Annotated in this window: 25 protein-coding genes, 1 tRNA gene and 1 pseudogene; 17 read left to right on the top strand and 10 right to left on the bottom strand. The window is 74.0% G+C overall.

All coding sequences use genetic code 11. The annotated features are described in order from the left end of the window. Positions 1–85 precede the first annotated feature (85 nt). Entirely contained in the window at positions 86–745 is a 660-nt protein-coding gene (locus AC1Q5D_RS13990) for a hypothetical protein (protein ID WP_481739071.1), read from the bottom strand. Positions 746–841: 96 nt separating this feature from the next. On the opposite strand from AC1Q5D_RS13990, the gene AC1Q5D_RS13985 reads away from it, so the two are divergent. Continuing rightward, positions 842–914, top strand: a tRNA-Lys gene (locus tag AC1Q5D_RS13985). A gap of 204 nt (positions 915–1118) precedes the next feature. Continuing rightward, a complete protein-coding gene (locus AC1Q5D_RS13980; RefSeq protein WP_481739070.1) occupies positions 1119–2414 on the top strand; it encodes an endonuclease/exonuclease/phosphatase family protein in 1296 nt (431 codons plus the stop codon). A gap of 27 nt (positions 2415–2441) precedes the next feature. Here AC1Q5D_RS13980 and AC1Q5D_RS13975 read toward each other — a convergent pair whose 3' ends face one another. Continuing rightward, on the bottom strand, positions 2442–2690 hold the full coding sequence (locus tag AC1Q5D_RS13975; protein WP_481739069.1) for a DUF6458 family protein: 249 nt from the start codon (positions 2688–2690) through the stop codon (positions 2442–2444). Between the two features lie 184 nt (positions 2691–2874). On the opposite strand from AC1Q5D_RS13975, the gene AC1Q5D_RS13970 reads away from it, so the two are divergent. Together AC1Q5D_RS13970 and AC1Q5D_RS13965 are read left to right on the top strand one after the other, a co-directional pair. After that, positions 2875–3336: a DUF2871 domain-containing protein gene (locus tag AC1Q5D_RS13970; RefSeq protein WP_481739068.1), complete on the top strand. Its 462-nt coding sequence runs from the start codon at positions 2875–2877 to the stop codon at positions 3334–3336. 133 nt (positions 3337–3469) lie between these two features. After that, the gene (locus AC1Q5D_RS13965) at positions 3470–4309 is read left to right on the top strand and encodes a hypothetical protein (RefSeq protein ID WP_481739067.1); all 840 of its coding nucleotides are present in this window, start codon (positions 3470–3472) and stop codon (positions 4307–4309) included. A 46-nt stretch (positions 4310–4355) separates the two neighbouring features. Here the strand turns inward: AC1Q5D_RS13965 and AC1Q5D_RS13960 are convergent, their stop codons facing one another. Continuing rightward, complete coding sequence (locus AC1Q5D_RS13960; RefSeq protein WP_481739066.1) at positions 4356–5636, bottom strand: DUF445 domain-containing protein; 1281 nt, start codon at positions 5634–5636, stop codon at positions 4356–4358. A gap of 186 nt (positions 5637–5822) precedes the next feature. On the opposite strand from AC1Q5D_RS13960, the gene AC1Q5D_RS13955 reads away from it, so the two are divergent. Both AC1Q5D_RS13955 and AC1Q5D_RS13950 read left to right on the top strand, forming a co-directional pair. Further along, entirely contained in the window at positions 5823–6557 is a 735-nt protein-coding gene (locus tag AC1Q5D_RS13955) for an AzlC family ABC transporter permease (RefSeq protein WP_481739065.1), read from the top strand. Beyond that, a complete protein-coding gene (locus tag AC1Q5D_RS13950; protein WP_481739064.1) occupies positions 6557–6868 on the top strand; it encodes an AzlD domain-containing protein in 312 nt (103 codons plus the stop codon). Before AC1Q5D_RS13955 ends, AC1Q5D_RS13950 begins: the two co-directional genes overlap by 1 nt. 67 nt (positions 6869–6935) lie before the next feature. On the opposite strand, the gene AC1Q5D_RS13945 is transcribed toward AC1Q5D_RS13950, so the two are convergent. After that, positions 6936–7178, bottom strand: coding sequence for a DUF2630 family protein (locus tag AC1Q5D_RS13945; RefSeq protein ID WP_481739063.1), 243 nt, complete (start codon positions 7176–7178; stop codon positions 6936–6938). Between the two features lie 256 nt (positions 7179–7434). Here AC1Q5D_RS13945 and AC1Q5D_RS13940 point away from each other — a divergent pair, with 256 nt between their 5' ends. From AC1Q5D_RS13940 to AC1Q5D_RS13930, 3 genes are all read left to right on the top strand, one after another. Beyond that, positions 7435–9120 (top strand): ABC transporter substrate-binding protein, encoded by a 1686-nt coding sequence (locus AC1Q5D_RS13940; RefSeq protein WP_481739062.1) that lies wholly within the window; start codon positions 7435–7437, stop codon positions 9118–9120. Positions 9121–9194: 74 nt separating this feature from the next. Next, complete coding sequence (locus tag AC1Q5D_RS13935) at positions 9195–10199, top strand: ABC transporter permease (protein ID WP_481739061.1); 1005 nt, start codon at positions 9195–9197, stop codon at positions 10197–10199. Next, positions 10196–11182 (top strand): ABC transporter permease, encoded by a 987-nt coding sequence (locus tag AC1Q5D_RS13930; protein ID WP_481739060.1) that lies wholly within the window; start codon positions 10196–10198, stop codon positions 11180–11182. The genes AC1Q5D_RS13935 and AC1Q5D_RS13930 overlap by 4 nt, the downstream gene beginning before the upstream one ends. A 91-nt stretch (positions 11183–11273) precedes the next feature. On the opposite strand, the gene AC1Q5D_RS13925 is transcribed toward AC1Q5D_RS13930, so the two are convergent. Together AC1Q5D_RS13925 and AC1Q5D_RS13920 are read right to left on the bottom strand one after the other, a co-directional pair. Then, entirely contained in the window at positions 11274–11720 is a 447-nt protein-coding gene (locus AC1Q5D_RS13925; RefSeq protein WP_481739059.1) for a hypothetical protein, read from the bottom strand. Between the two features lie 13 nt (positions 11721–11733). After that, positions 11734–13386 (bottom strand): dipeptide ABC transporter ATP-binding protein, encoded by a 1653-nt coding sequence (locus AC1Q5D_RS13920; protein WP_481739092.1) that lies wholly within the window; start codon positions 13384–13386, stop codon positions 11734–11736. A 251-nt stretch (positions 13387–13637) separates the two neighbouring features. Here AC1Q5D_RS13920 and AC1Q5D_RS13915 point away from each other — a divergent pair, with 251 nt between their 5' ends. Beyond that, positions 13638–14459 (top strand): aldo/keto reductase, encoded by an 822-nt coding sequence (locus tag AC1Q5D_RS13915; protein ID WP_481739058.1) that lies wholly within the window; start codon positions 13638–13640, stop codon positions 14457–14459. Positions 14460–14656: 197 nt separating this feature from the next. Next, positions 14657–15969 (top strand): annotated as a pseudogene (locus tag AC1Q5D_RS13910) (APC family permease). Here AC1Q5D_RS13910 and AC1Q5D_RS13905 read toward each other — a convergent pair. Both AC1Q5D_RS13905 and AC1Q5D_RS13900 read right to left on the bottom strand, forming a co-directional pair. Further along, positions 15966–17129: an acetate/propionate family kinase gene (locus tag AC1Q5D_RS13905; protein ID WP_481739057.1), complete on the bottom strand. Its 1164-nt coding sequence runs from the start codon at positions 17127–17129 to the stop codon at positions 15966–15968. The pseudogene AC1Q5D_RS13910 and the gene AC1Q5D_RS13905 overlap by 4 nt on opposite strands. 116 nt (positions 17130–17245) lie before the next feature. Beyond that, on the bottom strand, positions 17246–18691 hold the full coding sequence (locus AC1Q5D_RS13900) for an amino acid permease (protein ID WP_481739056.1): 1446 nt from the start codon (positions 18689–18691) through the stop codon (positions 17246–17248). A gap of 146 nt (positions 18692–18837) precedes the next feature. Between AC1Q5D_RS13900 and AC1Q5D_RS13895 the strand changes: the two genes are divergently transcribed. From AC1Q5D_RS13895 to AC1Q5D_RS13880, 4 genes are read left to right on the top strand one after another with little or no spacing between them, the layout of a single operon-like run. Then, positions 18838–19149: a thiamine-binding protein gene (locus tag AC1Q5D_RS13895; RefSeq protein WP_481739055.1), complete on the top strand. Its 312-nt coding sequence runs from the start codon at positions 18838–18840 to the stop codon at positions 19147–19149. Position 19150: 1 nt separating this feature from the next. Beyond that, positions 19151–19840 (top strand): O-methyltransferase, encoded by a 690-nt coding sequence (locus AC1Q5D_RS13890; RefSeq protein WP_481739054.1) that lies wholly within the window; start codon positions 19151–19153, stop codon positions 19838–19840. Between the two features lie 45 nt (positions 19841–19885). Next, positions 19886–20401 carry an N-acetyltransferase family protein gene (locus AC1Q5D_RS13885; RefSeq protein ID WP_481739053.1) on the top strand — a complete coding sequence of 172 codons (516 nt, stop codon included), beginning with the start codon at positions 19886–19888 and terminating at the stop codon, positions 20399–20401. A gap of 1 nt (position 20402) precedes the next feature. Beyond that, complete coding sequence (locus AC1Q5D_RS13880) at positions 20403–21251, top strand: spermidine synthase (protein WP_481739052.1); 849 nt, start codon at positions 20403–20405, stop codon at positions 21249–21251. Positions 21252–21283: 32 nt separating this feature from the next. Here the strand turns inward: AC1Q5D_RS13880 and AC1Q5D_RS13875 are convergent, their stop codons facing one another. After that, the gene (locus AC1Q5D_RS13875) at positions 21284–22228 is read right to left on the bottom strand and encodes a LysR family transcriptional regulator (protein ID WP_481739091.1); all 945 of its coding nucleotides are present in this window, start codon (positions 22226–22228) and stop codon (positions 21284–21286) included. Positions 22229–22440: 212 nt separating this feature from the next. On the opposite strand from AC1Q5D_RS13875, the gene AC1Q5D_RS13870 reads away from it, so the two are divergent. Continuing rightward, entirely contained in the window at positions 22441–23814 is a 1374-nt protein-coding gene (locus AC1Q5D_RS13870; RefSeq protein ID WP_481739051.1) for an MFS transporter, read from the top strand. A gap of 94 nt (positions 23815–23908) precedes the next feature. Here AC1Q5D_RS13870 and AC1Q5D_RS13865 read toward each other — a convergent pair whose 3' ends face one another. Continuing rightward, a complete protein-coding gene (locus AC1Q5D_RS13865; protein ID WP_481739050.1) occupies positions 23909–25357 on the bottom strand; it encodes an NCS2 family permease in 1449 nt (482 codons plus the stop codon). A gap of 142 nt (positions 25358–25499) precedes the next feature. Between AC1Q5D_RS13865 and AC1Q5D_RS13860 the strand changes: the two genes are divergently transcribed. After that, on the top strand, positions 25500–26486 hold the full coding sequence (locus AC1Q5D_RS13860; protein ID WP_481739049.1) for a universal stress protein: 987 nt from the start codon (positions 25500–25502) through the stop codon (positions 26484–26486). Positions 26487–26573 lie beyond the last annotated feature (87 nt).

Below are 26573 nucleotides of genomic sequence, written 5' to 3'. Positions count from 1 at the left end.
TGCAAGTTGGAGCCCGGGGCTACCGCGGCCCGACACCGCACTCCAGTGTTCTCCCCGGACGGCGGCGCTGTCAACCGCCCCCGGTTCAGACGAGTTCGCCGCGGCGCCAGGCCTGCGCCGCGGCGTCGAGGTCCCCGGCGGTCTTCTCGAGGCGGCCGGCGTTGCGGGCCAGGCGGGCGGCGTGCCCGGCGTCGGAGGCCTGGGCCGCCTCGGCGTGGTGGGTCTGGCCGAGGGCGACGACGCGGCAGAACGCCGCGGTCCGCTCCAGGGCCACGTCGAACTCCCCGTCGAACGCGCCGGAGAGGATGGAATCGGCCATGGTGCGCAGCTCGTCCGCGCCCGGGGGCTCGGCGGCGCCGGCGACCACGTGGGACACGTGGGCGACGTGGCGGCCGTCGCGGAAGTAGGCGGACATGCGCTCCGGGTCCCTGACGATGGCAGCCCGCAGCGCGTAGAGCCTCCAGAGGGCCCCGGGCAGCGAGTGGGCCGGGCTCTCCGCCCACATCTCGGCGATGGCCTCCAGCCCCTCCTTGTCGGCGAGCTTGACCAGCCGGCGCGTCACCTCCGGGTCCTCGTTGGCGCGCCCGCGGCTGACCAGGGCCTGCGCGGCCAGATGCGCCGCCTCGGAGACGCGTGCGGGGTCGGCCCCGCCCTCGAACGGCTCGAAGTCCTCCGGCGCGAACGGCTTGGGCTTGTGGTGCCGGGGGGCGCCGGAACCGGCCCCGCCCGTGGGCTCTGCGTTCATGTCCCCAGACGATACTCCGCGGCCCGGCGCGGGGCGATGCCCCGCGGGGCGCCGCCCGGCCGTGCGATAGCATGGACCCGGCCGCACCGCGGCCGAGGGCCTTTAGCTCAGCCGGTAGAGCATCGGACTTTTAATCCGCTGGTCGCGGGTTCGATCCCCGCAGGGCCCACCCCACCCGCGTGCGCCGCACGCGGAACCCCTGGCCCGGCCGGGTTGCGATCGCGCAACGATGTCCGCGCGCGCGGACCGGGGCCCCAGGCCCGGAATGGCGCGGGTCGATCCCCGCCGAGAGGCCCTCCACAGCCCAACGGGGGCGTCCACAGGACCGGTCCGGCCCGCCCGCGGCCGTCCGGAGTCCCCTACGCTGGGCCCCATGCGACCGATCGTTCGGGCGGCCTGGGCCGCCCTCAGCGCGGCCTGCCTGGCCCTCGCCGCGGTCGCCCCTGCCCACGCGCACGGGATGCCCCGCGGCGCAAGCACCCCGGAGGCTGCGGTGAACGATGCCCTGCGGATCGACCGGGCCGACTCCGCGGACCCGTCACGGGCCGTCGGCCTGCGGGTCGCGACGTTCAACGCCTCCCTCTTCCGCGCGGAACCCGGCGCCCTCGTGGATGACCTGGAGAGCCCGAACAACTCCCAGGCCCAGGCCGTCGCCGAGATCGTCCAGCGGACCCGGCCCGACGTCCTCCTGCTCAACGAGTTCGACTACGACGAGGACCACCGGGCGGCGGCCCTGTTCCGCGAGCACTACCTGGAGCGGGGCCAGAACGGGCAAAGCCCGGTCGAGTTCCCGTACGTCTACACGGCCCCGTCCAACACGGGCCTGCCCATGGGCGCGGACCTGGACCGCGACGGGAGCGTCGGCGGCCCGGAAGACGCCTTCGGCTACGGGGAGTTCCCCGGGCAGTACGGCATGGTCCTGTATTCGAAGCACCCGATCGACGGGGACGCGGTCCGCACGTTCCAGACGTTCCGCTGGAAGGACATGCCCGGGAACCTCATGCCGGCCGACTACTACGGCCCGCTGGTCTCCAACGTCTTCCGGCTCAGCAGCAAGTCGCACTGGGACGTTCCGGTTCGGGTCGGCGGACGCACGGTGCACCTGCTGGCCTCCCACCCGACGCCCCCCGCCTTCGACGGCGCCGAGCGGCGCAACGCGCTGCGCAACCACGACGAAATCAGGTTCTGGGCGGACTACGTGGCCGGAGGGGACCGGGCCGCGTACATCTACGACGACGCCGGGGCGCGCGGCGGGCTCCGCCCCGGTGAGGACTTCGTCGTCCTCGGGGACCTGAACGCCGACCCGGAGGCGGGCGGGTCCGTCGACGGCGCCGCCCGGCAACTGCTCGAGCACCCCCGCATCACGGACCCCCGGCCCGCCTCCGCCGGCGCGTTGGGCGGCCTGGGCGGCTTCGGCGGCGCCCTGGACCCCGACGTCGCCCCGCCGGCGACCCGAGGGGCGTCGGCCCTGCGGACCGCCGACTTCGGGGACCGCGGCCCGTTGCGCGTCGACTACGTGCTGCCCGCGCGCGGCCTCGACGTGGTCGACGCGGGCGTGTTCTGGCCGCGCCGCGGCGAGGACGGGGCCGGCCTCGTGGCCATGCACCCGCCCCGCTCCAGCGACCACCGGCTCGTGTGGGTCGAGGTGCGCGTCGCCGGCGGCTCCTAGGACCCCCGCCGGGAGGAGGACGCGGCGCTAGAACCCGTCGCGCGTCTCCCGGTGCGTCCGCTCGTCCCCGAGGCCGCGGTCCCGCACGGTGTGCGACTCGGAGACGCGGCGACGCGCCCCCATGCCGACGACCAGCGACAGGATCAGGCCGAGGACGCCGGCGGCCATGAGGATGTAGCCGACGACCCCGAGCGCCACGCCCGGGACGGCGTCCCGGACGGCGAACGCCAGGATCGCGCCGAGGGCCAGCAGGAAAATGGAGAGTCCGATCCGCATGGCGAATCCCCTTCCGTCTCGCTCCGGGGCGGCGTACCCGCCCCGTGGGCCCAACCTACCCCCGGCCCAACGGAAGTCGAGGGCCCGCGGGAATCCACCGAATGGTTGATGCCGCCGGCCGCGGCGGGCGGCAGGCTGGAGGTGGGACGGGAGACTCCCGTCCGCCAACACCCGAAAGGCCCCAGTGCTCCGCCTGCTTTACACCTCGTTCGCCTTCGCCGCCGCCGGGCTGGCCTCCGGCCTCTACTACCGGGAGCTGACCCGCGCGACCGGTTTCGCCGACCGGTCGGCGTCGCAGCTGCCGCTCGCCCACACGCACTTCCTGGTCCTGGGTTTCCTGACCCTGCTCGTCGTGCTGCCCCTGGCCCGGCAGTTCCGGCTGCCCGCGGCGGCCCCGCGCCTGTTCGCCTGGTTCCACGGGACCTGGACCGCCGGCGTGGCCCTCACCGGGGGGATGATGCTCGTCAAGGGCACGCTGACCGTCCTCGGCGGGGATGCAGGGTCCAAGGCGCTGGCCGGCGCCGCGGGCCTGGGCCACATGCTCCTGACCGCCGCGACGGTCCTGCTCTTCCTGTCCCTGCGCCGGGCGATCCGGGCCACGGAACCCTCCGGCCCCGGCCGCGCGGCCGCCACCGCCGCCGCGTGAGCGCCGCGCCCTCCGCCGCGTGAGCGCCGCGCCCGCCGCCGCGTGAGCGCCGCGCCGCCCGCCCGGCCCGCGGCAGCTCCGCCGCGGCGGCAACCCTCGCAGGCCCGGGCCACCAGCCCGTAGAGTTCCCGGTATGAAGGAACAGCTCCCCGACCGGATCGTCGGCCCCGACGGCAAGCCCGTGGAGGGCGTCCAGGGCGCCATCCTCAAGGCCGTGGGCCTGCAGCGCCCCTTCGTGCTGGCCTACCTGCGGCGGCTGCGCCGCAAGCACCCGCAGGCCACCGCCGCCGAGCTCGCCTGCCTCGTCGAGCGGGACTACATGCTCGCCGTCACGGGCTCCGGCGCCGCCGTCGGCGCGACCGCCGCGGTCCCCGGCATCGGCACCGTGGCCTCGCTCGGCCTCTCGGCCGCGGCAACGGTGGGCTTCCTGGAGGCGAGCGCCCTGTACGCGCAGTCCCTGGCCGAGCTGCACGGCATCACGACCGAGGACCCGCAGAAGGCGCGGACCATGGTCATGGCCATCCTCCTCGGGGACGAGGGCTCCTCGCTGATCTCCTCCCTCACCCACCAGGTCGCCGGCCGCAGCGCCAGCCCGGTCCAGGGCTGGGGCGAGGTCTTCGGCTCCGGCTCCCAGTCGGGCCTGTGGGGCGTGGTGGGCCGGAGCATCCAGAAGCGCTTCCTGCGCCGCATGCTCGCCACGCAGGGCGCGTCCATGCTGGGGCGCGCGATCCCGTTCGGCATCGGCGCCGCCGTCGGCGGCGTCGGCAACCGGGTGCTCGGCAAGAAGGTCGTCGAGGCCGCCGCCCTGGCGTTCGGCCCGCTGCCCACGGTGATTCCCGGGGAGCTCGCCGCCACGCCGGGCGCCGCTGCCTCCGCGGAGGCGCCGGGGGACGACGGCGGCGTCCGCGAACGGGCCGCCCGCGACGTCGAGGAGGGCATCGAGGCCGAGCGCCGGCGGCGGACGGCCCCGTAGGCCGGCGGCTGGCGGGCCCGGGCCCCGGGAAGCACGCGGGCGCGGGTCAGCGCAGGAGCAGGTCGGCCACCGCGAAGATCGCCAGCCCCGCGAGCGCGCCGACGACCGTGCCATTGATGCGGATGAACTGCAGGTCGCGCCCGACCTGCAGCTCGATCTTCCGGCTGGTCTCCCGGCCGTCCCAGCGGGCGACGGTTTCCCGGATGAGCGCCGCGATCTGGTGCCGGTACGTGCGGACGAGATAGCGGACGGCGCCGGACACCCAGCCGTCCACTTTCCCGGCGAGCCGGGCGTCCGACTGCAGGCGGGACCCGAGGTCCGCGACCGCGCGGACGAAGGAGCGGCGCAGCTCCGACTCCGGGTTCTCGACGGCGTCCATCAGGGCGTGCTTGACGCTGGACCAGCTGGCCGCCGCCAGCTCCCGCAGCTGCGGGTCCCCGAGCAACGAGTGCTTCAGCCGCTCGACCTTCGCCACGGTGGCGGGGTCGGCCTGCATGTCCGCCGCGAACGCCTCGAGCCACGCGTCGATGCTGCGCCGGACCTGGTGCTGAGGGTCGCGGCGGACCGCGTCCACGAAGCCGGCCAGTTCGTGGTGCAGGCGCTCGCCGAGCAGCTGGTCGACCATGGCCGGGACCCACGAGGGGGAGCGCTCCGCCACCAGGGACACGATGGTCTCCGGGTTGTTGCGGACCCAGTCGGCCGCCCGGTCGGCCAGCAGGTCGACCAGCTGCCGGTGGTGGCCGTCCCGCACGACCGTGGCCAGGATCCGGCCCAGGGTCGAGGACCATTCGGGCGCCAGCATGTGCCGGCGGGCCAGGGCCTCCAGCAGGCGCAGCACGTCCTCGTCGTCGAGGACCTCCAGCACGCCCCGGATCGCGGCCGACCCCTCGCGGGCCACCCGCTCGGCCCCCTCCGGGCGGGACAGCCAGCCGCCGGCCGCGGCCGCGAACCGCAGGGTGCCCAGCTTCCGGGCCACGACCTCGTCGTCCAGGAAGTTCTCCTCGACGAAGTCGCCCAGGCTGGCCCCGATCTGGTCCTTCTTGCGCGGAATGATCGCCGTGTGCGGGATGGGGAGGCCCATGGGGTGGCGGAAGAGGGCGGTGACCGCGAACCAGTCGGCGAGGGCGCCGACCATCCCGCCCTCGGCCGCCGCCCGGACGTAGCCGAGCCACGGGACGGCGGGCTCGAGGGCGAACGCGACGGCGAACACCACGGCCATGCCGGCCAGCAGGCCCGTGGCCAGCGCCTTCATCCGGCGCAGCGCCTCGGCCCGTTCCGCGTCGGTGGGCAGCCTGCCGCCGGGACCGGTGGTGACCTCGATCGCCATGGGACCTCCTCGCGTGGGGGCGGCGGCGGGGCCGCGCGGAGTCCACGATAGGGCACCCGGCGGGCCGGACCGACGGGCGCCGGGGACCGCGGCCGGCCGGCTGCGGGACCGGCGGCCGGAGACGCCTAGAATCGGGGGCGTGATCCCCCAGCGCCACCCAGACGCCAGCGGCCGGTAGGACGGCCGGTGCGCTACCTCGACTCCCCGGCCGTGCGGATCGGCCTGTCCATCGCCGTCGCCACGGGCCTGTACGGCATCTCCTTCGGGGCCCTGTCCGTCGCCTCCGGGCTGAGCCTCGGCCAGACCGTGGCGCTGTCGGCCCTGATGTTCACGGGCGGCAGCCAGTTCGCGTTCATCGGCGTCGTCGGCGGTGGCGGCTCCGGGGCCGCGGCGTTCGGCGCCGCGACCCTCCTGGGCGTGCGCAACGCCGTGTACGGGATGCAGCTCAACGCCCTCGCCCGGCCCCGGGGCCTGCGCAAGGTCCTCGCCGCGCACGTGACGATCGACGAGTCGGCGGCCACCGCGGCCGGCCAGACGGACCCGGGGGAGCGGCGGCGCGGCTTCTGGACCGCCGGCGTGGGGGTCTACGTCCTGTGGAACGCGTTCACGCTGGTGGGCGCGCTCCTCGGCGACGCGCTGGGGGACCCGGCCGCCTGGGGGCTGGACGGTGCGGCCGTCGCCGCGTTCCTGGCGCTGCTGTGGCCGCGCCTGTCGGCGCGCGAACCGGTCGCGATCGCCGTCGTCGCCGCGTTCGTGACGCTGGTGGCGGCGCCCTTCGTCCCGGCGGGGCTGCCCATCCTGCTCGCCGCGCTCGTGGCTGGGCTGTGGGGCTGGTTCGGGCGGGGCCCGTCGGACGAGGGGCTCGAGCCGGACTTCGGCGAGCCGCACGGCGCGCGGCGCGGCGACGGGGAGGCGCACTGATGGGGTTGTGGGGCTGGGTCCTGATCGCCTGCGCCGTCGCGTACGCCACGAAGCTGCTCGGCTACCTGGTGCCGGCCAAGGTCCTGGACAGCCCGCGCATGACCAGGGTGGCGGGCACGCTGACCATCGGCCTGCTCGCGTCCCTCACCGCGGTCAACGCGTTCACCTCCGGGCCGCAGCTGGCCCTCGACGCCCGGGCCGGGGCGCTCGCGGCCGCCGCTGTCGCGCTGTTGCTGCGGGCGCCGTTCCTGGCGGTCGTCATCGTCGGCGCGGCGGCCGCCGCCCTGTTGCGCCTCGCCGGCTGGCGGTGACCGCCCGCCGCCCGAACCCGCCGGTGGCGGGTCCGCTGCACCGGCCCGCGGAGAGCTTGCGCCGGGCCTACTGCCGGTAGCCCTCGACCTCGTCCGCGGGGCGCGCCCGCGCCTGGTCCGGGTCCTGCCCCGCGTCCGCCCGCGCGCGGCGCTGCCGCAGCAGGTCCCAGCAGCGGTCCAGTTGGACCTCGATGTCCCGCAGCTCCGCCGTCCGCTCCTCGGAGCCGCCCTGGTCCGGGGCCGCCTCGCGGAGGGACTGTTCCCTGGCCACGAGCCGCTCGATCCGGTCGTGGATGCCGTCCTCGTCCATGCCGCGCTCCCTTCCGTCTCGGGTCCGCCGGGCCCGCGCCCGGCCGGAGCCCCCACGCTAGGCGGCCCCGCCGCGGCGGCCAAGGGCGGCCGGTGTGACGCAATCGTGACCCTCCGGCGGGGGATTCCCGGCGCCGGGGGCGTGAAACGAACGCTGAATGAGATTAGGCTCTCGAGTGGATGCGACGCACGTCACATCCGGCGCCCGCCGTCGGCAGGACCGGCCCGGGTGCGCGGACCAACCCAGGAGCCACAGCATGAAGCCCTTCGGCACCTCCAGGCGCCCCCGCCGGCGCCTCGCCGCCGCGACCTCGCTGCTGGCCGTCGGCGCGCTCGTCCTCAGCGGGTGCGCCGAGAGCCAGCGGGACAACGACGGCGGCCAGGCCGCCGAGGGCGAGGTGAACCCGACGTTCATCTTCGCCGCGTCGTCCGACCCGCAGTCCCTCGACCCCGCGTTCGCCTCCGACGGCGAGTCGTTCCGCGTCTCGCGCCAGATCTTCGAGGGCCTCGTCGGCGTGGAGCCCGGCACCGCGGACCCCGCCCCGCTGCTCGCGGAGTCGTGGGAGGCGTCCGACGACGGACTCAGCTACGACTTCACGCTCAAGGAGGGCGTCACCTTCCACGACGGCACGGAGTTCAACGCCGAGGCCGTCTGCGCCAACTTCGACCGCTGGTACAACTTCAAGGGCATCCAGCAGGCCGAGAGCGTCGGGTACTACTACAACGCCCTGTTCAAGGGCTACGCGGACAGCCCGGAGGACGCCGTCTACGAGTCCTGCGAGGCGACGTCCCCCACGCAGGCGACCGTCAACCTGGCCAAGCCGTTCGCCGGGTTCATCGCCTCCCTGTCCCTGCCCGCGTTCGCGATGCAGTCCCCGGCCGCGATGGAGAAGTACGGGGCGGACAAGATCTCGGGCACCGCCGAGGCGCCGGTCCTGTCCGAGTACGCCACCGCCCACCCCGTCGGCACCGGGCCGTTCACCTTCGACTCGTGGGAGAACGGCCAGCAGATCCAGCTCTCCGCGTACGAGGACTACTGGGGCGAGCAGGGCCAGATCCAGAAGATCATCTTCCGCGTCATCGACGACCCGGTGGCCCGGCGCCAGTCCCTGGAGGCCGGCGACATCGACGGCTACGACCTGGTGGCCCCCGCCGACACGCAGGCCCTGGAGGACGCGGGCTTCAAGATCCTGGCCCGCGACCCGTTCACGATCCTCTACCTGGGCATCAACCACGAGGTCGACGAGCTCGCCAAGCCGAAGGTGCGCCAGGCCATCGCCCACGCGATCGACAAGGACGCGCTCATCAGCCAGACGCTGCCGGAGGGCACGAAGAAGGCCACCCAGTTCATCCCCGAGTCCGTCAACGGCTACAATCCGGACGTCACCACGTACGAGTACGACCCGGAGAAGGCCAAGCAGCTGCTGGCCGAGGCCGGCTACCCGAACGGCTTCGAGGTCGACTTCAACTACCCGACCGGCGTTTCCCGGCCGTACATGCCGACCCCGGATCAGATCTTCACGAACATCAGCGCCCAGCTGAAGGAGGTCGGGATCACCGTCAACGCGCAGCCGGACAAGTGGAGCCCGGACTACCTGGACCGCATCCAGGGCGGCGCGGACCACGGGATCCACCTGCTCGGCTGGACCGGCGACTACAACGACACCGACAACTTCGTCGGCGTGTTCTTCGGCGGCGAAAAGCCCGAGTTCGGGTTCGACAACCCGGAGCTGTTCCGCAAGCTCGCCGAGGCGCGATCCACCCCGAAGCTCGAGGAGCAGACCCCGCTCTACGAGGAGATCAACGCGGACATCGCCGAGTTCGTCCCGGCCATCCCGCTGGCCCACCCGGCGCCGTCGCTCGCCTTCAGCGACCGCGTCGAGTCCTACCCGACGAGCCCGGTCAACGACGAGGTCTTCAACCAGATCGTCCTGAACCGCTAGGGCCGCGGGCGCGGCGGCGGGGCCAGCCCCCGCCGCCGCACCCGGCCGACCGCCGACCCGAGAGGGGGACCCGCGTGCTGGCCACCATCGGCAAGCGCCTGGCCCTGCTGCTGCCGACCCTGTTCGGCCTGTCCATCCTGCTGTTCCTCTGGGTGCGCAACCTTCCCGGCGGGCCCGCCACGGCCCTGCTCGGGGACAAGGCGACGCCCGAGGCGGTGGCCCGCATCAACGAGCTCTACGGGTTCGACGAGCCGATCCTCGCGCAGTACGCCACCTACATGGGCAAGCTGCTCTCCGGGGACTTCGGCGTCAGCCTGCGCACGGGCCGGCCGGTCCTGGAGGAGTTCGCCACGCGGTTCCCCGCGACGCTCGAGCTCACGGCGTTCGCGCTCGTCTTCGCCGTCGGGATCGGGATCCCGCTGGGCTACTGGGCGGCCCGGCACGTCGGGCGCTGGCAGGACCACTGGTCGGTGGTCCTGTCCCTCGGCGGGATCGTCGTGCCGGTGTTCTTCCTGGCCTTTATCCTCAAGTGGCTCTTCGCGATCCAGCTGCCCTGGTTCCCGACCGACGGGCGCCAGAACCCGCGCATCGACGCCACACACGTCACCGACTTCTACGTCCTCGACGGGATCCTGACCCGGGAATGGGACGCGTCCTGGGACGCCGTCATGCACCTCGTGCTCCCCGGCATCGCCCTCGGGACCATCCCCCTGGCCATCATCGTGCGGATCACCCGGGCTTCGGTGCTCGAGGTCGTCAACGCCGACTACGTGCGCACCGCCCGGGCCAAGGGCCTGCCGCAGGCGCAGATCCGCAACCGGTTCGTGCTGCGCAACGCCATGCTCCCCGTGACGACGACGATCGGCCTGCAGCTGGGACTGCTGATCTCCGGCGCCGTCCTGACCGAGACGGTGTTCGCCTTCAACGGGATCGGCCGGTTCCTCCGCGACGCCATCTTCACCCTGGACTACCCCGTCCTGCAGGGGTTCATCATCTTCATCGCCTTGATCTACTCGCTGATCAACCTGGCGGTGGACGTCTCCTACAGCCTCATCGACCCGAGGGTGCGTGTGCAGTGAGTACAACCCTTCCCCCCACCCCAGCCGGCGGCTTCGGCCCCGACGGCCCGGACGCGGCGGACGCCGCGGTCCCGGAGCAGGGCCGCGGCGACGGCGGCGGAGGCGCCCCCCGGGGCACCAGCGTGTGGGGCGACGCCTTCCGCCGACTGCGCCGGAACCCGGCCGCCCTCGCCGGCGCCGCCATCGTCGGCGCGTTCGTCCTCGTCGCCCTGCTGGCCCCGTGGCTGGCGCCGTACGGCGGCGAGGCCCTGCCGGGCCGCACCCACATCACGCCCACGGCCATCCCGGGGCCGGGCGACGTCGAAGGGTACCCGCTGGGGCTGGACCGCTTCGGCGGGGACGTGCTCTCCAAGCTCATCTGGGGCGCGCGCGCCTCGCTGACCATCGGCGTCGTCTCCACGGCCATGGGGCTGGTCGGGGGCATGCTGCTGGGGCTGCTCGCCGGCGGCATCGGGGGCTGGGTCGACAACGTGATCATGCGCTTCGTCGACATCCTGCTCTCCGTGCCGAACCTGCTGCTCGCGGTCTCCATCGCCGCCGTCCTGGGCCAGGGCCAGTACGCGGTGATGATCGCCATCGGCGTCTCCGCCGTGCCGATCTTCGCCCGGCTCCTGCGCTCCTCGATGCTGGCGCAGAAGGAGTCCGACTACATCCTGGCCGCGCAGACCCTGGGCCTGAGCACACGCAAGATCACCATGAGCCACCTGCTGCCCAACTCCGTGGGGCCCGTGATCGTGCAGGCGACGCTCACCCTGGCCACCGCCGTCATCGACGCCGCGGCCCTCTCCTTCCTCGGCCTGGGCGGGGGCGTGCCGCAGACCGCGGAGTGGGGGCGGATGCTCACCTACGCGCAGGCCGAACTCGGGATCGCGCCGCAGCTCGCGTTCCTGCCCGGCGCCTGCATCGCCATCACGGCCCTCGGGTTCACGCTGCTGGGGGAGTCCCTCCGCGAGTCGCTGGACCCGAAGTCGCGGGCCCGCTGAGCGCGGGCCCGGGCCCCGCGGTCTGGCCCGCCGGCCCGGCCGGGGACCGCGCGATGCCGGCTGCCGGGCCCTCGCCCGTCCGGGGTTCCGGCTACCGGCCCCGCGCCTGCCCGCGCAGCGCCAGGAACGCGCCGATGAACCCGGCCTCCAGGACCGCGAGCACGGCCACGGCCCACCAGTCCCCGGCCTGGGCCGCCAGGTAGGCGCCCATCAGCAGCAGCAGGGTGGCGATCACGAGCAGGAACACGGCGATGCCAACGGCGACGGCGTGGCTGCGCACGCCGGTCCGCAGCCCGAAGCCCTCCGGCCGCGGCGGGGGCGGTTCCGGCGCGCGCTCGCCGTAGGCGGGCTCGTGCTCCCCGCGGGGCTCCCGGTCGCGCGCCCCGGGCTCGGGCCCCTGCCCGTGGCGACCGGAGGCCGGCCCGTGGTCCGGGTGGAGGTCGGGGAAGCGCCACTCGGCGGGGTCCGGCCCGTCGCCACCGTCCGGCGGTCCGGGATCCCCGGGAAGTGACGGGTTCCGCGGTCCTGCGGCGTCCATGGCGCGTCCCTCCTTAGGCGGCGTCGGGGTCCAACTCGATCCGCAGTTCGTTGCCGGGGATCGAGGCCAGCAGCCGGCGCGTGTACGGGTGGCGGGGGTTCGTGAAGATCTCCTCCGACGTCGCGGCCTCCACGAGCTCCCCGTCCTTCATCACGCACACGAAGTCGGAGACCAGGCGCACGACAGCGAGGTCGTGGCTGATGAACAGGTAGCTCAGCCCCAGCTCGGTCTGCAGGTCGCCGAGCAGCTTGAGGATCTGGTCCTGCACGAGCACGTCGAGCGCGGAGACGGGCTCGTCGCACACGAGCAGCTCCGGCTTCAGGGCCAGGGCCCGCGCGATCGCCACGCGCTGCCGCTGCCCGCCGGAGAGCTCGGTCGGGTAGCGGCGCAACATCGACTGGGGCAGGGCGACCTGGTCCATCAGCTCCGCCACCCGGGCCCGCCGCTCCCGCGCCCCGCCGCGCCGGTACTCCACCAGGGGCTCCTCGACGATCCGCCCCACCGTGAACATGGGGTTCAGCGACGAATACGGGTCCTGGAAGACCGGCTGCACGCGCTGCCGGAAGTCGCGCAGCTCGGCCTTGGACAGGGAGCCCAGGTCGCGGCCGTCGAAGAGCATGGACCCGCTGGTCGGCTCGACGACCTTGAGCAGCATCCGGGCGGTGGTGGTTTTCCCGGACCCGGACTCGCCGACGAGCGCCACGGTGGAGCCGCGCGGGACCTGCAGGCTGACGTTCCGGACGGCGTGGAAGTCCTCGGCGGAGCCCCGCCGGCGGTACGTCTTCGTCAGGTCGCGCAGCTCGACGATGTTCTCCGTGGCGGCGGCCCCGCCCCCGGCGCCGCCGCCGTCGTCCGCCACCAGCGCCGCGGCCGCGGCGCGGCGCCGCTGCGCGTCCCCGGCGAGGGCGGCCGGCTGCAGCCGCACGGCCGCCACCGAGGGAGCGGCCCCCACCAGGGAGCGCGTGTAGGGGTGCTGCGGGTCCTCCAGCAGCCGCTTCGCCGGGCCGGACTCGACGACCCGCCCGCGGTGCATGACCACCAGGTCCTCGGCCCGCTCGGCCGCGAGGCCCAGGTCGTGGGTGATGAGCAGGACCGCGGTCCCCAGCTCCGAGGTCATGGCGTCGAGCTGGTCCAGGATGGTGCGCTGCACGGTGACGTCGAGCGCCGACGTCGGCTCGTCGGCGATCAGCAGCCGCGGACGGCAGGCCAGCCCGATGGCGATCAGGGCGCGCTGGCGCAGGCCGCCGGAGAGCTCGTGCGGGTACTGGCGGGCGCGGTCGCCGGCGTTCGGGATGCCGGCGGCCTCGAGCGTGGCCACGACCTTCTCGCCGACGTCCCTGCGGCTGGCCATCCCGTGCGCCAGCAGCGTCTCCGCCACCTGCTGGCCGATCCGCGACACCGGGTTGAGGTTGGACATCGGATCCTGCGGCACCAGGCCGATCTGGCCCCCGCGGATGCGCTGCATCCGGGCCTCGGGCAGGCCCACCAGCTCCTGGCCGTCGAACGTGATGCTCCCTCCGGCGACGCGCCCGTTGCCGGCCAGCAGGCCGATGACGGCCATCGCCGTCGTCGACTTGCCGGACCCGGACTCGCCCACGATCGCCAGCGTCCGGCCGGCGTCCAGGCGCAGGGAGGCGTCGTGGACGCCGTGGACCGTCCCGTCCATCGTCTCGAAGTCGATGGCCAGGGACTCCACCCGGAGCAGGGGGCCGCCGTCGTCGGGTCCGTGGCCGCCCCGGCGGGGTTCCGCGCCCCCGCGGCGGGCGGCCGGCCCGTCCGTGTACTCGCGCTCGTCGTCGGCCGGTGTGGCGTGCGTCATACTCCCATCCTGCACCATGCCGCGCCGATCCGCAGTCCGTGCCCCCGCTTGGGTAGGGTCGGGTGCAGTCACACGCACAACACCGGGGGTTGGCAGGCATGAAGCACCTTGAGCTGGCGGGCACGCGCGTGCCGGCCCTGGGCCAGGGGACGTGGTTCCTCGGCGACGACCGCACCACGCGCCAGACGGAGATCGAGGCGCTGCGCACGGGACTGGACCTGGGGCTGACGCTCATCGACACGGCGGAGATGTACGGGGACGGGCGCAGCGAGGAGCTGGTCGGGGAGGCGATCGCCGGCCGCAGGGACGAGGTGTTCCTCGTGAGCAAGGTCCTGCCCGGAAACGCGAGCGCGTCCGGCACGGTCGCGGCCTGCCGCGCCTCCCTGGAGCGGCTGGGCACCGACCGCCTGGACCTCTACCTGCTGCACTGGCCGGGTCCGCACCCGCTCGAGGAGACCGTGGCCGGGTTCGAGTCGCTGGTCGCGGAGGGCCTGATCGGGGCGTGGGGCGTGAGCAACTTCGACACCGGGGACCTGGCCGGCCTGCCGGCCGGGGCCGTCCCCGCGGCGAACCAGATCCTCTACAACCCCGCGCGGCGCGGCCCGGAGCACGAACTGCTGCCGGCCCTGCGCCGGCAGTCGATCGTGCCCATGGCGTACTCGCCGATCGAGCAGGGACGCCTGCTCGGGGACGCGGTCCTGCGCGAGGTCGCGCACGCGCGCGGCGCGACGCCCGCCCAGGTGGCGCTCGCGTGGGTGCTGCGCGACGGCGGGGTCCTCGCCATCCCCAAGGCGGCCAACCCGGACCACACGCGGCTGAACGCGGCCGCCGCCGGGCTCGAGCTGGCGCCCGACGAGCTGGCCGCCATCGAGGCGCGGTTCCCGCCGCCCGCACCCGGCGCGCCGCTGGAGATGCTCTAGGGGACACCCCTCCTCCCGCGGGCCCGGCCGGTTCACCTGCGGCGGCGGCCCCGGTCGTCTTGACACGGAAGGCCCGCCGGCAAGACACTCCCGTGGCAAGGGCCGGGGAACGGCAGCGGGTCGTGTGGTCTTCCCGGGCGCCGCGCGTGGACCCGGGGCGGGCGTCGCCCCGGCGGAGCTACACCGAGCGAGGACGCATGAAGGCTTCTCCGAACATCCCCCCGCAGGACGGTTCCCTGCTCAAGGTCCTGGGCAACTGGGACGCCCTGGCCCTGGGCTTTGGCGCCATGATCGGATTCGGGTGGGTGGTCCTCACCGGCGATTGGATCTCGTCCGCCGGCACGTGGGGGGCAGTCCTCGCCATGGTCGCGGGCGGCGTCATCATGGGCGTCGTGGGACTGACCTACGCCGAACTCACCGCGGCCATGCCGAAAGCGGGCGGCGAGCACAACTTCCTGCTCCGCGGCATGGGCCCGCGCTGGTCGTTCATCGGGTCCTGGGGAATCACCGGCGGGTACATCACCATCGTCGCCTTCGAGGCCGTGGCGCTTCCCCGCACCGCGGAATACCTCTTTCCCGGGCTGAGCCAGATCCCGCTGTGGGAGGTGGCCGGATCCCAGGTCCACCTGACGTGGGCCCTGGTCGGGGCCCTGGCCGCAGTGGTGATCACCGCGATCAACATCCTCGGCGTCAAGCTGGCGGGTGCAGCCCAAACCTTCGTGGTGCTCTTCCTCCTGGCCATCGGACTCACGCTCGTCTTCGGGAGGAGGTCAAGATCCCGGCCCGCCAGATCGGCAAGCTGGTCGTCGTCGCCGTCCTGCTGGCCACCATCTGGTACGCCATGACGGTGCTGACCACGTCCTCCGCGATGCCTCCCGGCGAGATCGCCCAAGCGGACATCGCGACGGCCGACGCCATGGGCGCGCTGTTCGGCAGCGACCTCATGGCCAAGGTCCTCATCGCCGGGGGGATCGCGGGCATCCTGACCTCCTGGAACTCACTGCTGCTGGGCGCCTCCCGGCTGATGTTCTCGATGGCGCGTTCCGGGATGCTCCCGGCCTGGTTCGGGAGGCTGCACCCCAGGTACCGGACCCCCGTGAACTCCCTCCTGTTCATCGGCGCGCTCTCGTTCCTGGCCCCGTTCTTCGGGGAGGCCATGCTGGTGTGGCTCGTCGACTCGGGCGCTCCCAGCATCGTCATCGCCTACATCCTGGTGGCCCTCGTGTTCGTCGTCCTGCGCCGCCGGGAGCCGCGGATGGACCGCCCCCTGCGCGTCGGCGGGAGCGGCAACGCCGGCGTCGTCATCGGCGTCGCCGCCGTGGTCCTGTGCGTGGGTCTCCTGAGCCTGTACCTGCCCGGCATGCCGGCCGCCCTCACCCCGCCACCCTGGATCCTCTTCGGCCTGTGGTGGGTCCTGGGTCTCGTCCTCCTGATCCGCATCCCCGCCGGCGTCGCGCCCGGCGCGGCCGCGGAGGAGGAGCTCCTCGAGCAGATCAGGCAGCGCCGCTAGCGGACCGACGGCGGCGCCCCGGCGCCCGTCCCGTCCGCGGCGAGGAGCTCCGCCGTGCGCCGGGCGATGACCTCCTCCTCGTCGGTCGGCACGACGAGCAGGGCCACCGGGGAGTGCGCCGCCGAGATGGCGGCCACCCGGTCCCGGACGGACCCGGCGGCGGCGTTGGCCTCCGGGTCCAGGACCGCGCCGAGGGGTCCGAGCTGCGCGGCGACGCGGTGCCGGAAGTCGGGGGAGTTCTCGCCGATCCCGCCGCTGAAGACGACGGCGGCGGCCCCGCCGACGGCGACGTGGTAGGCGCCGACGTACTTCGCGAGCCGGTACGCGGCGAGGTCCAGGGCCACGAGCGCGTCGGCCTCGCCGCGGTCCGCGCGGTCCAGGACGGCGCGCAGGTCCGCGTCCCCGGCGACCCCGAGCAGCCCGGAGCCGGAGTTGAGGAGCCGCTCCAGTTCCGTGGCCGTGTAGTGTCCGGCGGCGACGAGGCGCAGGGCCGCGGCGGGGTCGAGGTCCCCCGACCGGGTGCCCATGACCAGGCCCTCCAGGGGCGTGTAGCCCATCGACGTGTCGACGCTGGCCCCGCCGCGGACGGCGGTGGCGGACGCGCCGTTGCCGAGGTGGCACAGGACCGCGTTGAGTTCCGTCCGGGGGACGCCCAGGTGCGCGGCGGCGGCGCCGGTGACGGACTCGTGGCTGGAGCCGTGGAACCCGTACCGGCGGATCCCGTGCCCGTCGGACAGCTCGGGCGGGAGGGCGTAGCGCCGGGCCCGCTCCGGGAGCGTGCGGTGGAAGTCGGTGTCGAACACCGCGGCCTGGGGCAGGCCCGGCCAGCGGGCGCGCGTGGCACGGATCCCCGCCGCGTTGGCCGGGTGGTGCAGCGGGGCGAGCGGGGCCAGCTCCTCGATGGCGTCCGCCGTGGCCGGGGTGATCCGCGTGGGGCCGGCGAACCGGCCCCCGCCGTGGACGACCCGGTGGCCCACGGCCTCGATGCGCCGGGCGTCCGGCCCGAGGTCGTCCAGGGCCCGCGCCAGGGCAGTGGCGTGGTCGGCTGCGCCGTCGCCGCCGACTTCGACCTTCCCGCCGGCCAGGCGCGAGCCGTCAGCCGTGTCGCGGAGCTGGTACTTCAGTGACGAGGAGCCGGCGTTGACGACGAGCACGAGCACGGGCGCATCCTCCTGTGGTGGCGTTGCCGCCCACGGTAGCGCCGGGGCCCGGCGCGTGTCCCGGGCCCCGGGAAAAGGGGCGGAACGCGCGCCGGGCCCCGGCGTCGTCGTCGGACCTAGCGGCCCGCCCCCGGGGCGTCGCCGGCGGCGGCGCTGACGGCCAGCTCGGCCGGGCGCCGGCCGGACGGGCCGACCACGAAGCGGTAGGCGACGAGCAGCAGCCCGATCCAGACCGCGCCGACGACCAGCGCCGTGCGCCCCGCGGGCGTGAACAGCAGGATCAGGGCGATGGCCGCCATGAACCCGAGCGCCAGGAAGTTGAGCACGGGCCACGCCGGCAGCGCGTACCCGCCCGGGCGCTCGCCGGCGGCGGCCAGCTCGCGGCGCATCCGGTGGTGGGCCAGGAGGATCGAGGACCAGGTGAACACGGTCGCGAACGTCGCGATGGACGCGACGACGAGGAACAGCTGGTCCGGGATCCAGAAGAACAGGCCGAGCCCGGCGACCAGGCACGCGCCGATGATCGCGACCGGCCAGACCGGCACGCCGAAGCGCGAGACGCGGGTGAAGGAGGCCGGCGCGTGTCCCTGCTCGGCGAGCCCGTACATGGTGCGGGTCGCGGCGTAGAAAATCGCGTTCATGGCGGAGAGCGCCGCCGTGAGGACCACGGCGTTGATGATGTGCTCGGCGCCGGGGATGCCCAGGCCGGCGAAGACCTGCACGAACGGGCTGCCCTGCGAGCCGATCCGATCCCACGGGAACAGGCAGAGCATGATGCCCAGGGACAGGACGTAGAAGATCAGGACGCGGAACGGGACGGTGTTCACGGCCTTGGGGATCGCGCGGGCGGGGTCGTCGGACTCGCCGGCGGTCATGCCGAGCGTCTCGATGCCGCCGAAGGAGAAGACCACGATCCCGAGGCTCATGACGATGCCCCAGACGCCGAACGGGGCGAACCCGCCGTGGTCGACGAGGTGGTGGACGCCGGGCTCGTAGCCGCCCGTGCTGACGCCGAAGACGATCAGCCACAGGCCGCCGCCGATCATCGCGATGATGGTGGAGATCTTGATGAGGGTGAACCAGAACTCCAGCTCGCCGAACACGCCGGCGTGCAGGAGGTTCAGGCCGCCGATCAGGAGCATGGCGGCCAGCATCCAGACCCAGCCGGGGGTGTCGGGGAACCAGAGCCCCATGTACTTGCCGGCCGCGGTCATGTCGGCGATCGCGACGATGATCATTTCGAACGCGAACGTCCAGCCGGTCAGGAACCCGGCCCGGGGCCCGATGTAGCGGCTGGCGTACTGGGCGAAGGACCCGGCAACGGGGTGCCGGACGGCGAGCTCGCCGAGGGCCCGCATGACGACGTAGACGGCGCAGCCGGCCACGAGGTAGGCGATGAGGACGGCGGGTCCCGCGGCCTGGATCGTCTCGGACGAGCCGTAGAACAGGCCCGTGCCGATGGCCGAGCCGAGGGCGATGAAGCGGATGTGGCGCAGCGAGAGCGAGCGGCGCAGGGAGCCGTCCGCGGGGGCTGCGGGACGGGTGGTCGTGCTGGTCTGCATGGTCCTGCCTGGGGTGTCGGCGGCATGGGTTGGGGTGGCGCCCGGATTCGGGCACGCCGACCAGTATCTCACATCGTGGACCCCACTTGTGACCCAGGCCACCGCCGTGCCGTGACAACCCGACCCCCACATGGGACGCTGGGCCCATGATCGTCGCGTTCTCCGTCGCCCCCTCCACCACCAATCCGGACGGCTCCGTCCACGAGGCCGTCGCCGCCGCGGTGCGGATCGTGCAGGACTCCGGCTTGCCCCACCGCACGTCCTCGATGTTCACCGAGATCGAGGGCGACTGGGACGAGGTGATGGACGTCGTCAAGCGGGCCACCGAGGCTGCCGGCCAGGGCGCCTCCCGGGTGTCCCTGGTGCTGAAGGCCGACATCCGGCCGGGCCGCACCGGTGAGCTGACCGGGAAGATCGACCGCCTGCAGAAGGCGCTCGAGACCCAGGGCGAGGCCTAGCATGGACGCCCCGGACACCGACGCGACCCCGGAGGCCGTCGACGCCTACCTCACGGAGACGGTCGTGGGCGAGGACGCGGCCCTCGCGGAGGGCCGCCGGGCCGCGGAGGAGGCCGGCCTGCCGCACATCGAGGTCACGCCCGGGTCCGGCAAGCTGCTGCACCTGCTGGCCCGCCTCGTCGGTGCCCGCCGGATCCTGGAGATCGGCACGCTCGGCGGGTACTCCACGACGTGGCTCGCCCGGGCCCTTCCCGCCGGCGGGCGGGTCGTCACGTGCGAGTACGAGCCCCGGCACGCCGACGTCGCCCGCGCCAACCTCGAGGCCGCCGGCGTCGCCGACCGGGTCGAGATCCGCGTCGGCGCCGCCCTGGACACGCTGGCCGCCCTCGCCGCGGAGGGCGGGGACCCGTTCGACCTGGTCTTCATCGACGCGGACAAGGAGAACAACGCCGCCTACGCGGAGCAGGCCATCGGGCTGGCCCGCAGCGGCGCCGTGATCGTGCTGGACAACGTGGTCCGCGGCGGCAGCGTGCTGACCGCGGGCGACTCGGAGACCCCCGAGGGGCGGGACGTCGCCGGGACGCGCGCCGCCCTGGAGCTGCTGGGACAGGACCCGCGGGTCGATGCGACGGCCCTGCAGACCACGGGCGCCAAGGGCTGGGACGGGTTCGCGCTCGCCGTCGTGCGGTAGGGCGCCGGTTCGCGCCCCGCGCGGGACGTCGGGGAGGATGGGCCCATGGAGTACGCCCCCGCGATCCGCCGCGCCACCGTCGCCGACGTCCCCGCCACCCTGGCCATGAAGCTCGCCGCCTGGCGGGAGACCTACGCGGGCCAGCGTCCCGAGTCGTTCTTCGCCGCCGAGGAGGCCCGCCGCGAGCGGCAGGCGGACTGGTGGACGCGCGGGCTCGAGGCCGGGGCCGAGCTGTTGATCGCGGAAGACGCCGCCGGGCGGATCCTGGGGTGCGCGGGCGGCGCCCCCGTGATCGACGACGACGCCGACGCCGGCGTCCCCAACGAACTGCAGATGCTCTACGTGCTCGCCGCGCACCACGGGACGGGCCTCGGGCTGCGGCTCATGGACGCGGCGATCGGTCCCGGCCCGGCCCTGCTCTGGGTGCTCGAGGACAACCCCCGCGCCCACGCGTTCTACCGCAAGCACGGCTTCGGGCCCGACGGCCGCCGCGAGCCGATGGTCGGCCCCTGGGAGGGCCTGCACGAGATCCGCATGGTCCGCCGCGGGCCGGGGGCCTGACGTGGCCGGCCGCTCCGGCGGGCGGCCCCGGGGCGGGCGCCGCGACGACCGCGCGGCCGGCGGCCCCGCGCCCGGCGACTACCCGATCGACACCGGCACGGCGACCCTGGAGCGCGACCCCTACTCCGACACCTCCTGGATCCTGCGCGTCAACGGCGTCCCGTCCTCGCACGTCGACCTCGCCGACCCGGCGCGGCTCGACTTCGAGTACATGCGCTGGATGGCCGCGCTGCTGCGCGAGCGGTTCCCGGCGGGGGAGTACGACGGCGGCGCGCGCCGGCTGCGGGTCCTGCACCTCGGCGGGGGCGGGTGCTCGATGGCCCGCTGGGTCGCGGCCGGGTACCGGGACGCGCGGCAGACCGTGGTCGAGCTGGACGGGCGCCTGGCCGAGCTGGTGCGCGACTGGTTCGGGCTGCCGCGGGCGCCGCTGCTGCGGCTGCGCGTCGGGGAGGCCGGCGCCGTGCTGGCCTCGCTCACGGACGGGACGCGCGACGTCGTCGTCCGCGACGTGTTCGCCGGCGACCGCACCCCCGAGGAGCTCACGACGGCGGCGTTCACCGCCCACGCGCGCCGCGTCCTGGCCCCCGACGGGCTGTACCTGGCCAACTGCGGCGACACGCCCAGGCTCGAGCGGGCCCGCCGCGAGGCCCGCGTCGTCGCCTCCGTCTTCCGGCACGCGGCCATCGTCGCCGACCCCGCGATGCTCAAGGGCCGGCGCCACGGCAACGTGGTCATCGCCGGCTCGGACGCCCCGATCCCGGCCGGGCCGTCCCTGCTGCGCGAGCTGCTCGGCGGCGGCGTCCCGGCGCAGCACTGGGACGATGCCCGCGTGCGCGCCTTCGCCCGCTAGGGGCCCTGCCCCCGGCGTCCGCCCGCGGGCGGCTACCCCAGGAACGGGGAGGGCGCGGTGCCCAGGAGGAAGTCCCGCGCCTCCACCATGCCCGCGCGCAGGGCTTCCACCACGGCCGCCGGCGCCGGTTGGCGCAGGGTCTCCGGGCGGGCGACCAGCCAGTACGGCAGCTGCTCGTGCACCTCCGGCAGGATCCGGACCAGGTCCGGGTGCTCACCGGCCATGAAACAGGGCAGCAGCCCGATCCCGGCGCCCGCGCGCGTCGCGTGGACGTGCACGAACACGTTCGTGGAGGACACGGAGTCGCGCATGCCCGGCAGCAGCCGCCGCGGCGTGTCCAGGGCGTCCACCTGGAGCATGGAGTCGATGAAGTACACGAGCGGGTGCCGCACGACCTCCGCCAGCGACCCCGGCGCCCCGTGCCGGTCCAGCCAGCGCCGCGACGCGTAGAGGCCCAGCCGGTAGTCGCCCAGGTGCACGGCCTTGGCGCGGTGGGCCTGCGGCCGCCCGACGACGACCTCGAGGTCCATGCCGGAGCGGATCTGGGAGGCGCGGCGCGTCGCGGCCACCAGTTCGACGCGCAGGCCCGGGTTGTCCTCGCGCAGCCGGGCGACGACGGGGGAGACCACGTAGGCGCCGATCCCGTCCGTCGAGCTCATCCGGACCACACCGGAGACGCCCGGGACCGCGGCCGGCCGCGCCGCGAGGGCCGCCAGCGCCTCGGCCACGCCGTCGGCCGCCTCCACGGCCCGCCGGCCCAGGTCGGTCAGCTCCCACCCGCCGGCCGTGCGGAGCAACACGCGCGCGCCGAGGTCCCGCTCCAGCGCGGCGATCCGGCGGGACACCGTCGTGTGGTTCACCCCCAACTGCTCCGCGGCGGTGCCGAAGCGGCCCGTCTGGGCGACCGAGCGCAGGACGAGCAGGTCGTCCGCGTTCGGCTGGCGCCCCGGAACGCCGCCGCCGTCGGCCGCATGCAGTCCGTCCCGCGGCGCACCGCCCTCCGCGGGGGACCACCCCGCGGGGGCCCCGCCGTCGTCCTCCCCCACCGGTCCCACGGCGCCCCCTTCCACGTGCGAAATTGCAGGTCCGGCCTGCATCCTTTGTCATTGTCGTGCAGAGATCAAGAGAACATACTCGGGATGAGCCCCAGTGGCACGCATCACACCCGCGCATCACCCCAAGGAGCATCATGGCCGATCCCAGTCCCGAGGCCCGCCCGCAGTCCGGCCTGAAGAAGATCGTCGGCGCCTCGATGGCCGGAACCGTCGTCGAGTGGTACGACTTCTTCCTCTACGCGTCGGCGGCCGCCCTCGTCTTCGGCACCCAGTTCTTCCCGACCACCGGCAACCCGCTCGACGGCGTCATCGCCGCGTTCCTGACCTACGCCGTCGGCTTCGTCGCGCGCCCGCTCGGCGGCATCGTCTTCGGCCACATCGGCGACAAGCTCGGCCGCAAGTACACGCTGCAGCTGACGATCGTGCTGATCGGCGTCGCGACCGTCCTCATGGGCTGCCTGCCGACGATCCAGCAGATCGGCTACACGGCGCCCGTCCTGCTGGTGCTCCTGCGCTTCATCCAGGGCCTCGCGCTCGGCGGGGAGTGGGGAGGGGCGGTGCTGCTCGTCGCCGAGCACTCGCCGGACCACTCCCGCGGCTTCTGGGCGTCGTGGCCGCAGGCCGCCGTCCCGGTCGGGAACCTGCTCGCCACGGTGGTCCTGTGGGTCATGTCCTCGGTCCTGAGCCAGGCGGCGTTCCTCGCCTGGGGCTGGCGCGTGGCGTTCTGGCTCTCCGCCGTCGTGGTCGTCGTCGGCTACGTGATCCGCCGGCACATCGACGAGGCCCCGATCTTCAAGGAGGCCAAGGAGGAGGTCGCCCGCACGAAGGAGGTCTCCTACGGCGTCGGCGAGGTCGTCCGCCGCTATCCGCGCGGCATCCTCACCGCCATGGGCCTGCGCGTCGCCGAGAACATCCTCTACTACATCGTGGTCAGCTTCTCGATCGTCTACCTCGGCCACATCGGCGTGGAGACCGCGTCCATCCTGGGCCTGCTCGCGGTGGCGCACGTCATCCACTTCGTCGCCGTGCCGCTGGCCGGGCGGCTCTCGGACCGCGTGGGCCGCCGGCCCGTCTACCTGGCCGGGGCCCTGCTCGGGGCGACGTGGGGCTTCTTCGCCTTCCCGATGTTCGACACGGGCAGCGTCCCCGTCATCCTGGCCGCGGTCGCGGTGGGCCTGGTCTTCCACTCCCTGATGTACGCGGGGCAGCCGGCCCTCATGGCGGAGATGTTCCCGACGCGCATGCGCTACTCCGGCGTCTCGCTCGGCTACCAGGTGACGTCGATCTTCGCGGGCTCGCTCGCGCCGATCATCGCGACCCAGATCCTCAAGACCACGGGCGGGTACCTGGGCGTGAACATCTACCTGCTCGTGGCGTGCGGGATCACCGTGGTGGCCGTCCTGGCCCTGCGCGAGACCCGCGGTTCCTCCCTCCACGCCCTCGACGCCGAGGACCGGGCCCGCCGCGCGGAGTCCGGCGAGTCGGTGGCGCGGCCCACCGGCCGGTAGGGGCCGTCCCGGCGGGGATTCCCCGGAGCGTGCGGGCTGGGCAGGGGGTGCGGCCCCCGCCCAGCCCGCACGCGCACGCCCGGCGGGGCGGCGGCTAGACGCCGACGACCTGCTCGATGACGCCGACGCCGAAGAAGAGCACGAACGCGGCCGCGACGACCCACATTAGCGGGTGGATCTCCCGCGACCGGCCCTGCAGCGCCCGCAGGAACACGTAGGAGACGAACCCGGCGCCGATGCCGTTGGCGATCGAGTACGTGAAGGGCATGACGGTGAACGTCAGGAACGCGGGGATGGCCACGCCCCAATCGGTCCAGTCGATGCGGCCGACCTGGGTCGTCATCATGAAGCCCACGACGACGAGCGCGGGGGCCACCGCCTCGAAGGGCACGAGGTAGATCAGCGGGGTCAGGAACATCGCGGCGATGAGCAGCAGCCCGGTGACGATGGCCGAGAAGCCGGTCCGGGCGCCCTCGCCGATGCCCGCCCCGGACTCGACGAAGATCTGGTTGGAGGACACGGAGGAACCGCCGCCGGCGACCGCGCCGAACGCGTCGACGAGCAGCACGCGGTCCACGTTCGGGATGTTCCCGTGCTCGTCCACGGTCCCCGCCTCGTTCGCCAGGCCGACCATGGTGCCCATCGCGTCGAAGAAGATCGACAGCAGGATCACGAAGGACAGGAGCAGCGCCGCCATCACCCCGAGCTGGGCGAACGCGCCGAACAGGTCCGCCTCGCCGATGAGGCTCAGGTCCGGAAGCCCCCAGGACGGCAGCGACGGGACGACCAGGGCCCAGCCCTGCGGATTCGCCTCGCCGGTGGCGGCGTCGAAGCTGGGGCCGATGTCGAACACGGCCTCGAGCGCGTTGGCGAGGACCGCGGAGGCGATGATGCCGATGAGGATCGCGCCGCGGGTGCGGCGGACCACCAGCGCGGCCGTGAGCAGCAGGCCGAACACGAACACCAGCGTCGGCCAGCCGAGCAGCTCGCCGCCCACGCCGAGGCCCACGGGAACGGTGGTGCCGGCGGCGTCCGGGACGCGGCGCACGAAGCCGGCATTGACGAGTCCGATCAGGGCGATGAACAGGCCGATGCCGATGACGATCGCGGTCTTCAGGCTCGGCGGCACGGCATTGAACACGGCCGTCCGGAAGCCCGTGAGGACCAGGACCATCATCGTCGCGCCGGCCAGGACCACGAGGCCCATCATCTGCGCCCAGGACAGTCCCGGGTTCGTGGCGACCGTGATCGCGACGAACGCGTTGACGCCCAGGCCGGTGGCCAGCGCGAACGGGTGCTTCGCCCACGCGCCCATCAGGATGGTCAGGACACCGGCGGCGAAGGCGGTGGCCGCGGCGACGCGGTCGAGGCCGAGGGTCGTGCCCGCGGAGTCGGCCCCGGAGAGGATCAGGGGGTTGAGCACCACGATGTAGCTCATGGCGAAGAAGGTGGCGAAGCCGCCGCGGATCTCCCGGGAGAACGTGGAGCCGCGTTCGGTGATCAGGAAGTAGCGGTCAAGTGCCTTGAGGCGCTGAGGGGACATGGGGAAATCCTACTGGCGGAGGGCGCGGGGGAATCGCCGGAAAAGCGACGGTTTGCGCAGGTCGGACCGTGATGGACCCCACGCTGGGTAGGGTGAACAATGGGAGTAGGCCCACAGTCCAGCGAGACGAGGAGCGAGGACGATGAGCGCGGAACGAGTCGACGATCGGGCCCTGGAGCCGGCGGACGGTGTCGTCGTCGGGGTGGACGGCTCGGAGGCGGGCCGTTGCGCCCTGGAGTGGGCGGCGGCCGAGGCGCGGCGGCGCGGCGTCCCGCTCAACATCATCACGGCGTACACCATCCCGGTCTTCGCGGCCTCCAGCATGGACGCCGGGTACGCGACCCTGGACGACCAGGTCATCCGGGACGGGGCCGAGCAGGTCCTCCGCCAGGCGCGGGAATCCGTGGATGCGGCCGGGATCGAGGTCCGGGCCCGGGTGGAGTCCGGGGACGCCGCCGGGGTCCTGCTGGACCTCAGCGAGCAGGCCGACGTCGTCGTCGTCGGCACGCGGGGCCGCGGCGGCTTCGTCGGTCGCCTGCTCGGGTCCGTCTCCAGCGCCCTGCCCGCGCACTCCAAGTGCCCCACGGTCGTCGTGCCCGTGTGCGTGAAGGACCGGCCGGCGGACGCGCCCGCGATGCGGGACACCGTCGTCGTCGGCGTCGACGGCTCCGAACGCGCCCGCCTGGCCGTGCTCGTCGCCGCCGAACAGGCGGTCGCGCGCGGGCTGCGCCTGCGCGTCGTCTGCGCGCTGCCGCCCATCAGCGGCTCCGTGGCCTGGATGCCGGCCACGGTGGACCAGGAGGCGCTGACCGCGGATGTCCGCGAGCAGCTCGGCAACGGGGTCCGCTGGCTCAAGAGCCACTTCCCGGACCTCGAGGTGGAAACGGACGTGATCGACGGGTCGCCGATCGAGGTCCTGATCCAGGAGTCCACGAGCGCCCCGCTGGTCGTCACCGGGTCCCGGGGGCGCGGCGGCTTCGCCGGCATGCTGCTTGGTTCCACGAGCCAGGGCGTGCTCCACCACGCGCGCGGACCGGTCATGGTCGTGCCGGACGGCGACGACCCGCGCTTGGCGGACCGGGCCTCCTTCGACGAGCCGGAGGGGCTCGCCGGCCCGGGGGAGTCCTAGCCGGGAACGACGGCGGCGGGGCGGCGCGGTGGGTCACCGTGCCGCCCCCCCTCCCGTCCACGGCCATCCATGACCGGCCGCATAACT

It is taken from the genome of Arthrobacter paludis (genome assembly GCF_056782315.1).
This window is presented reverse-complemented; position numbering and strand designations above follow the sequence as displayed.

Bases quoted from the DNA above. Each gene is read 5' to 3' on its own strand.
- AC1Q5D_RS13990 (WP_481739071.1), bottom strand. From the start codon at position 745: ATGAACGCAGAGCCCACGGGCGGGGCCGGTTCCGGCGCCCCCCGGCAC.
- AC1Q5D_RS13980 (WP_481739070.1), top strand. From the start codon at position 1,119: ATGCGACCGATCGTTCGGGCGGCCTGGGCCGCCCTCAGCGCGGCCTGC.
- AC1Q5D_RS13975 (WP_481739069.1), bottom strand. From the start codon at position 2,690: ATGCGGATCGGACTCTCCATTTTCCTGCTGGCCCTCGGCGCGATCCTG.
- AC1Q5D_RS13965 (WP_481739067.1), top strand. From the start codon at position 3,470: ATGAAGGAACAGCTCCCCGACCGGATCGTCGGCCCCGACGGCAAGCCC.
- AC1Q5D_RS13960 (WP_481739066.1), bottom strand. From the start codon at position 5,636: ATGGCGATCGAGGTCACCACCGGTCCCGGCGGCAGGCTGCCCACCGAC.
- AC1Q5D_RS13950 (WP_481739064.1), top strand. From the start codon at position 6,557: ATGGGGTTGTGGGGCTGGGTCCTGATCGCCTGCGCCGTCGCGTACGCC.
- AC1Q5D_RS13945 (WP_481739063.1), bottom strand. From the start codon at position 7,178: ATGGACGAGGACGGCATCCACGACCGGATCGAGCGGCTCGTGGCCAGG.
- AC1Q5D_RS13940 (WP_481739062.1), top strand. From the start codon at position 7,435: ATGAAGCCCTTCGGCACCTCCAGGCGCCCCCGCCGGCGCCTCGCCGCC.
- AC1Q5D_RS13925 (WP_481739059.1), bottom strand. From the start codon at position 11,720: ATGGACGCCGCAGGACCGCGGAACCCGTCACTTCCCGGGGATCCCGGA.
- AC1Q5D_RS13920 (WP_481739092.1), bottom strand. From the start codon at position 13,386: ATGGACGGGACGGTCCACGGCGTCCACGACGCCTCCCTGCGCCTGGAC.
- AC1Q5D_RS13915 (WP_481739058.1), top strand. From the start codon at position 13,638: ATGAAGCACCTTGAGCTGGCGGGCACGCGCGTGCCGGCCCTGGGCCAG.
- AC1Q5D_RS13900 (WP_481739056.1), bottom strand. From the start codon at position 18,691: ATGCAGACCAGCACGACCACCCGTCCCGCAGCCCCCGCGGACGGCTCC.
- AC1Q5D_RS13895 (WP_481739055.1), top strand. From the start codon at position 18,838: ATGATCGTCGCGTTCTCCGTCGCCCCCTCCACCACCAATCCGGACGGC.
- AC1Q5D_RS13890 (WP_481739054.1), top strand. From the start codon at position 19,151: ATGGACGCCCCGGACACCGACGCGACCCCGGAGGCCGTCGACGCCTAC.
- AC1Q5D_RS13885 (WP_481739053.1), top strand. From the start codon at position 19,886: ATGGAGTACGCCCCCGCGATCCGCCGCGCCACCGTCGCCGACGTCCCC.
- AC1Q5D_RS13870 (WP_481739051.1), top strand. From the start codon at position 22,441: ATGGCCGATCCCAGTCCCGAGGCCCGCCCGCAGTCCGGCCTGAAGAAG.
- AC1Q5D_RS13865 (WP_481739050.1), bottom strand. From the start codon at position 25,357: ATGTCCCCTCAGCGCCTCAAGGCACTTGACCGCTACTTCCTGATCACC.
- AC1Q5D_RS13860 (WP_481739049.1), top strand. From the start codon at position 25,500: ATGAGCGCGGAACGAGTCGACGATCGGGCCCTGGAGCCGGCGGACGGT.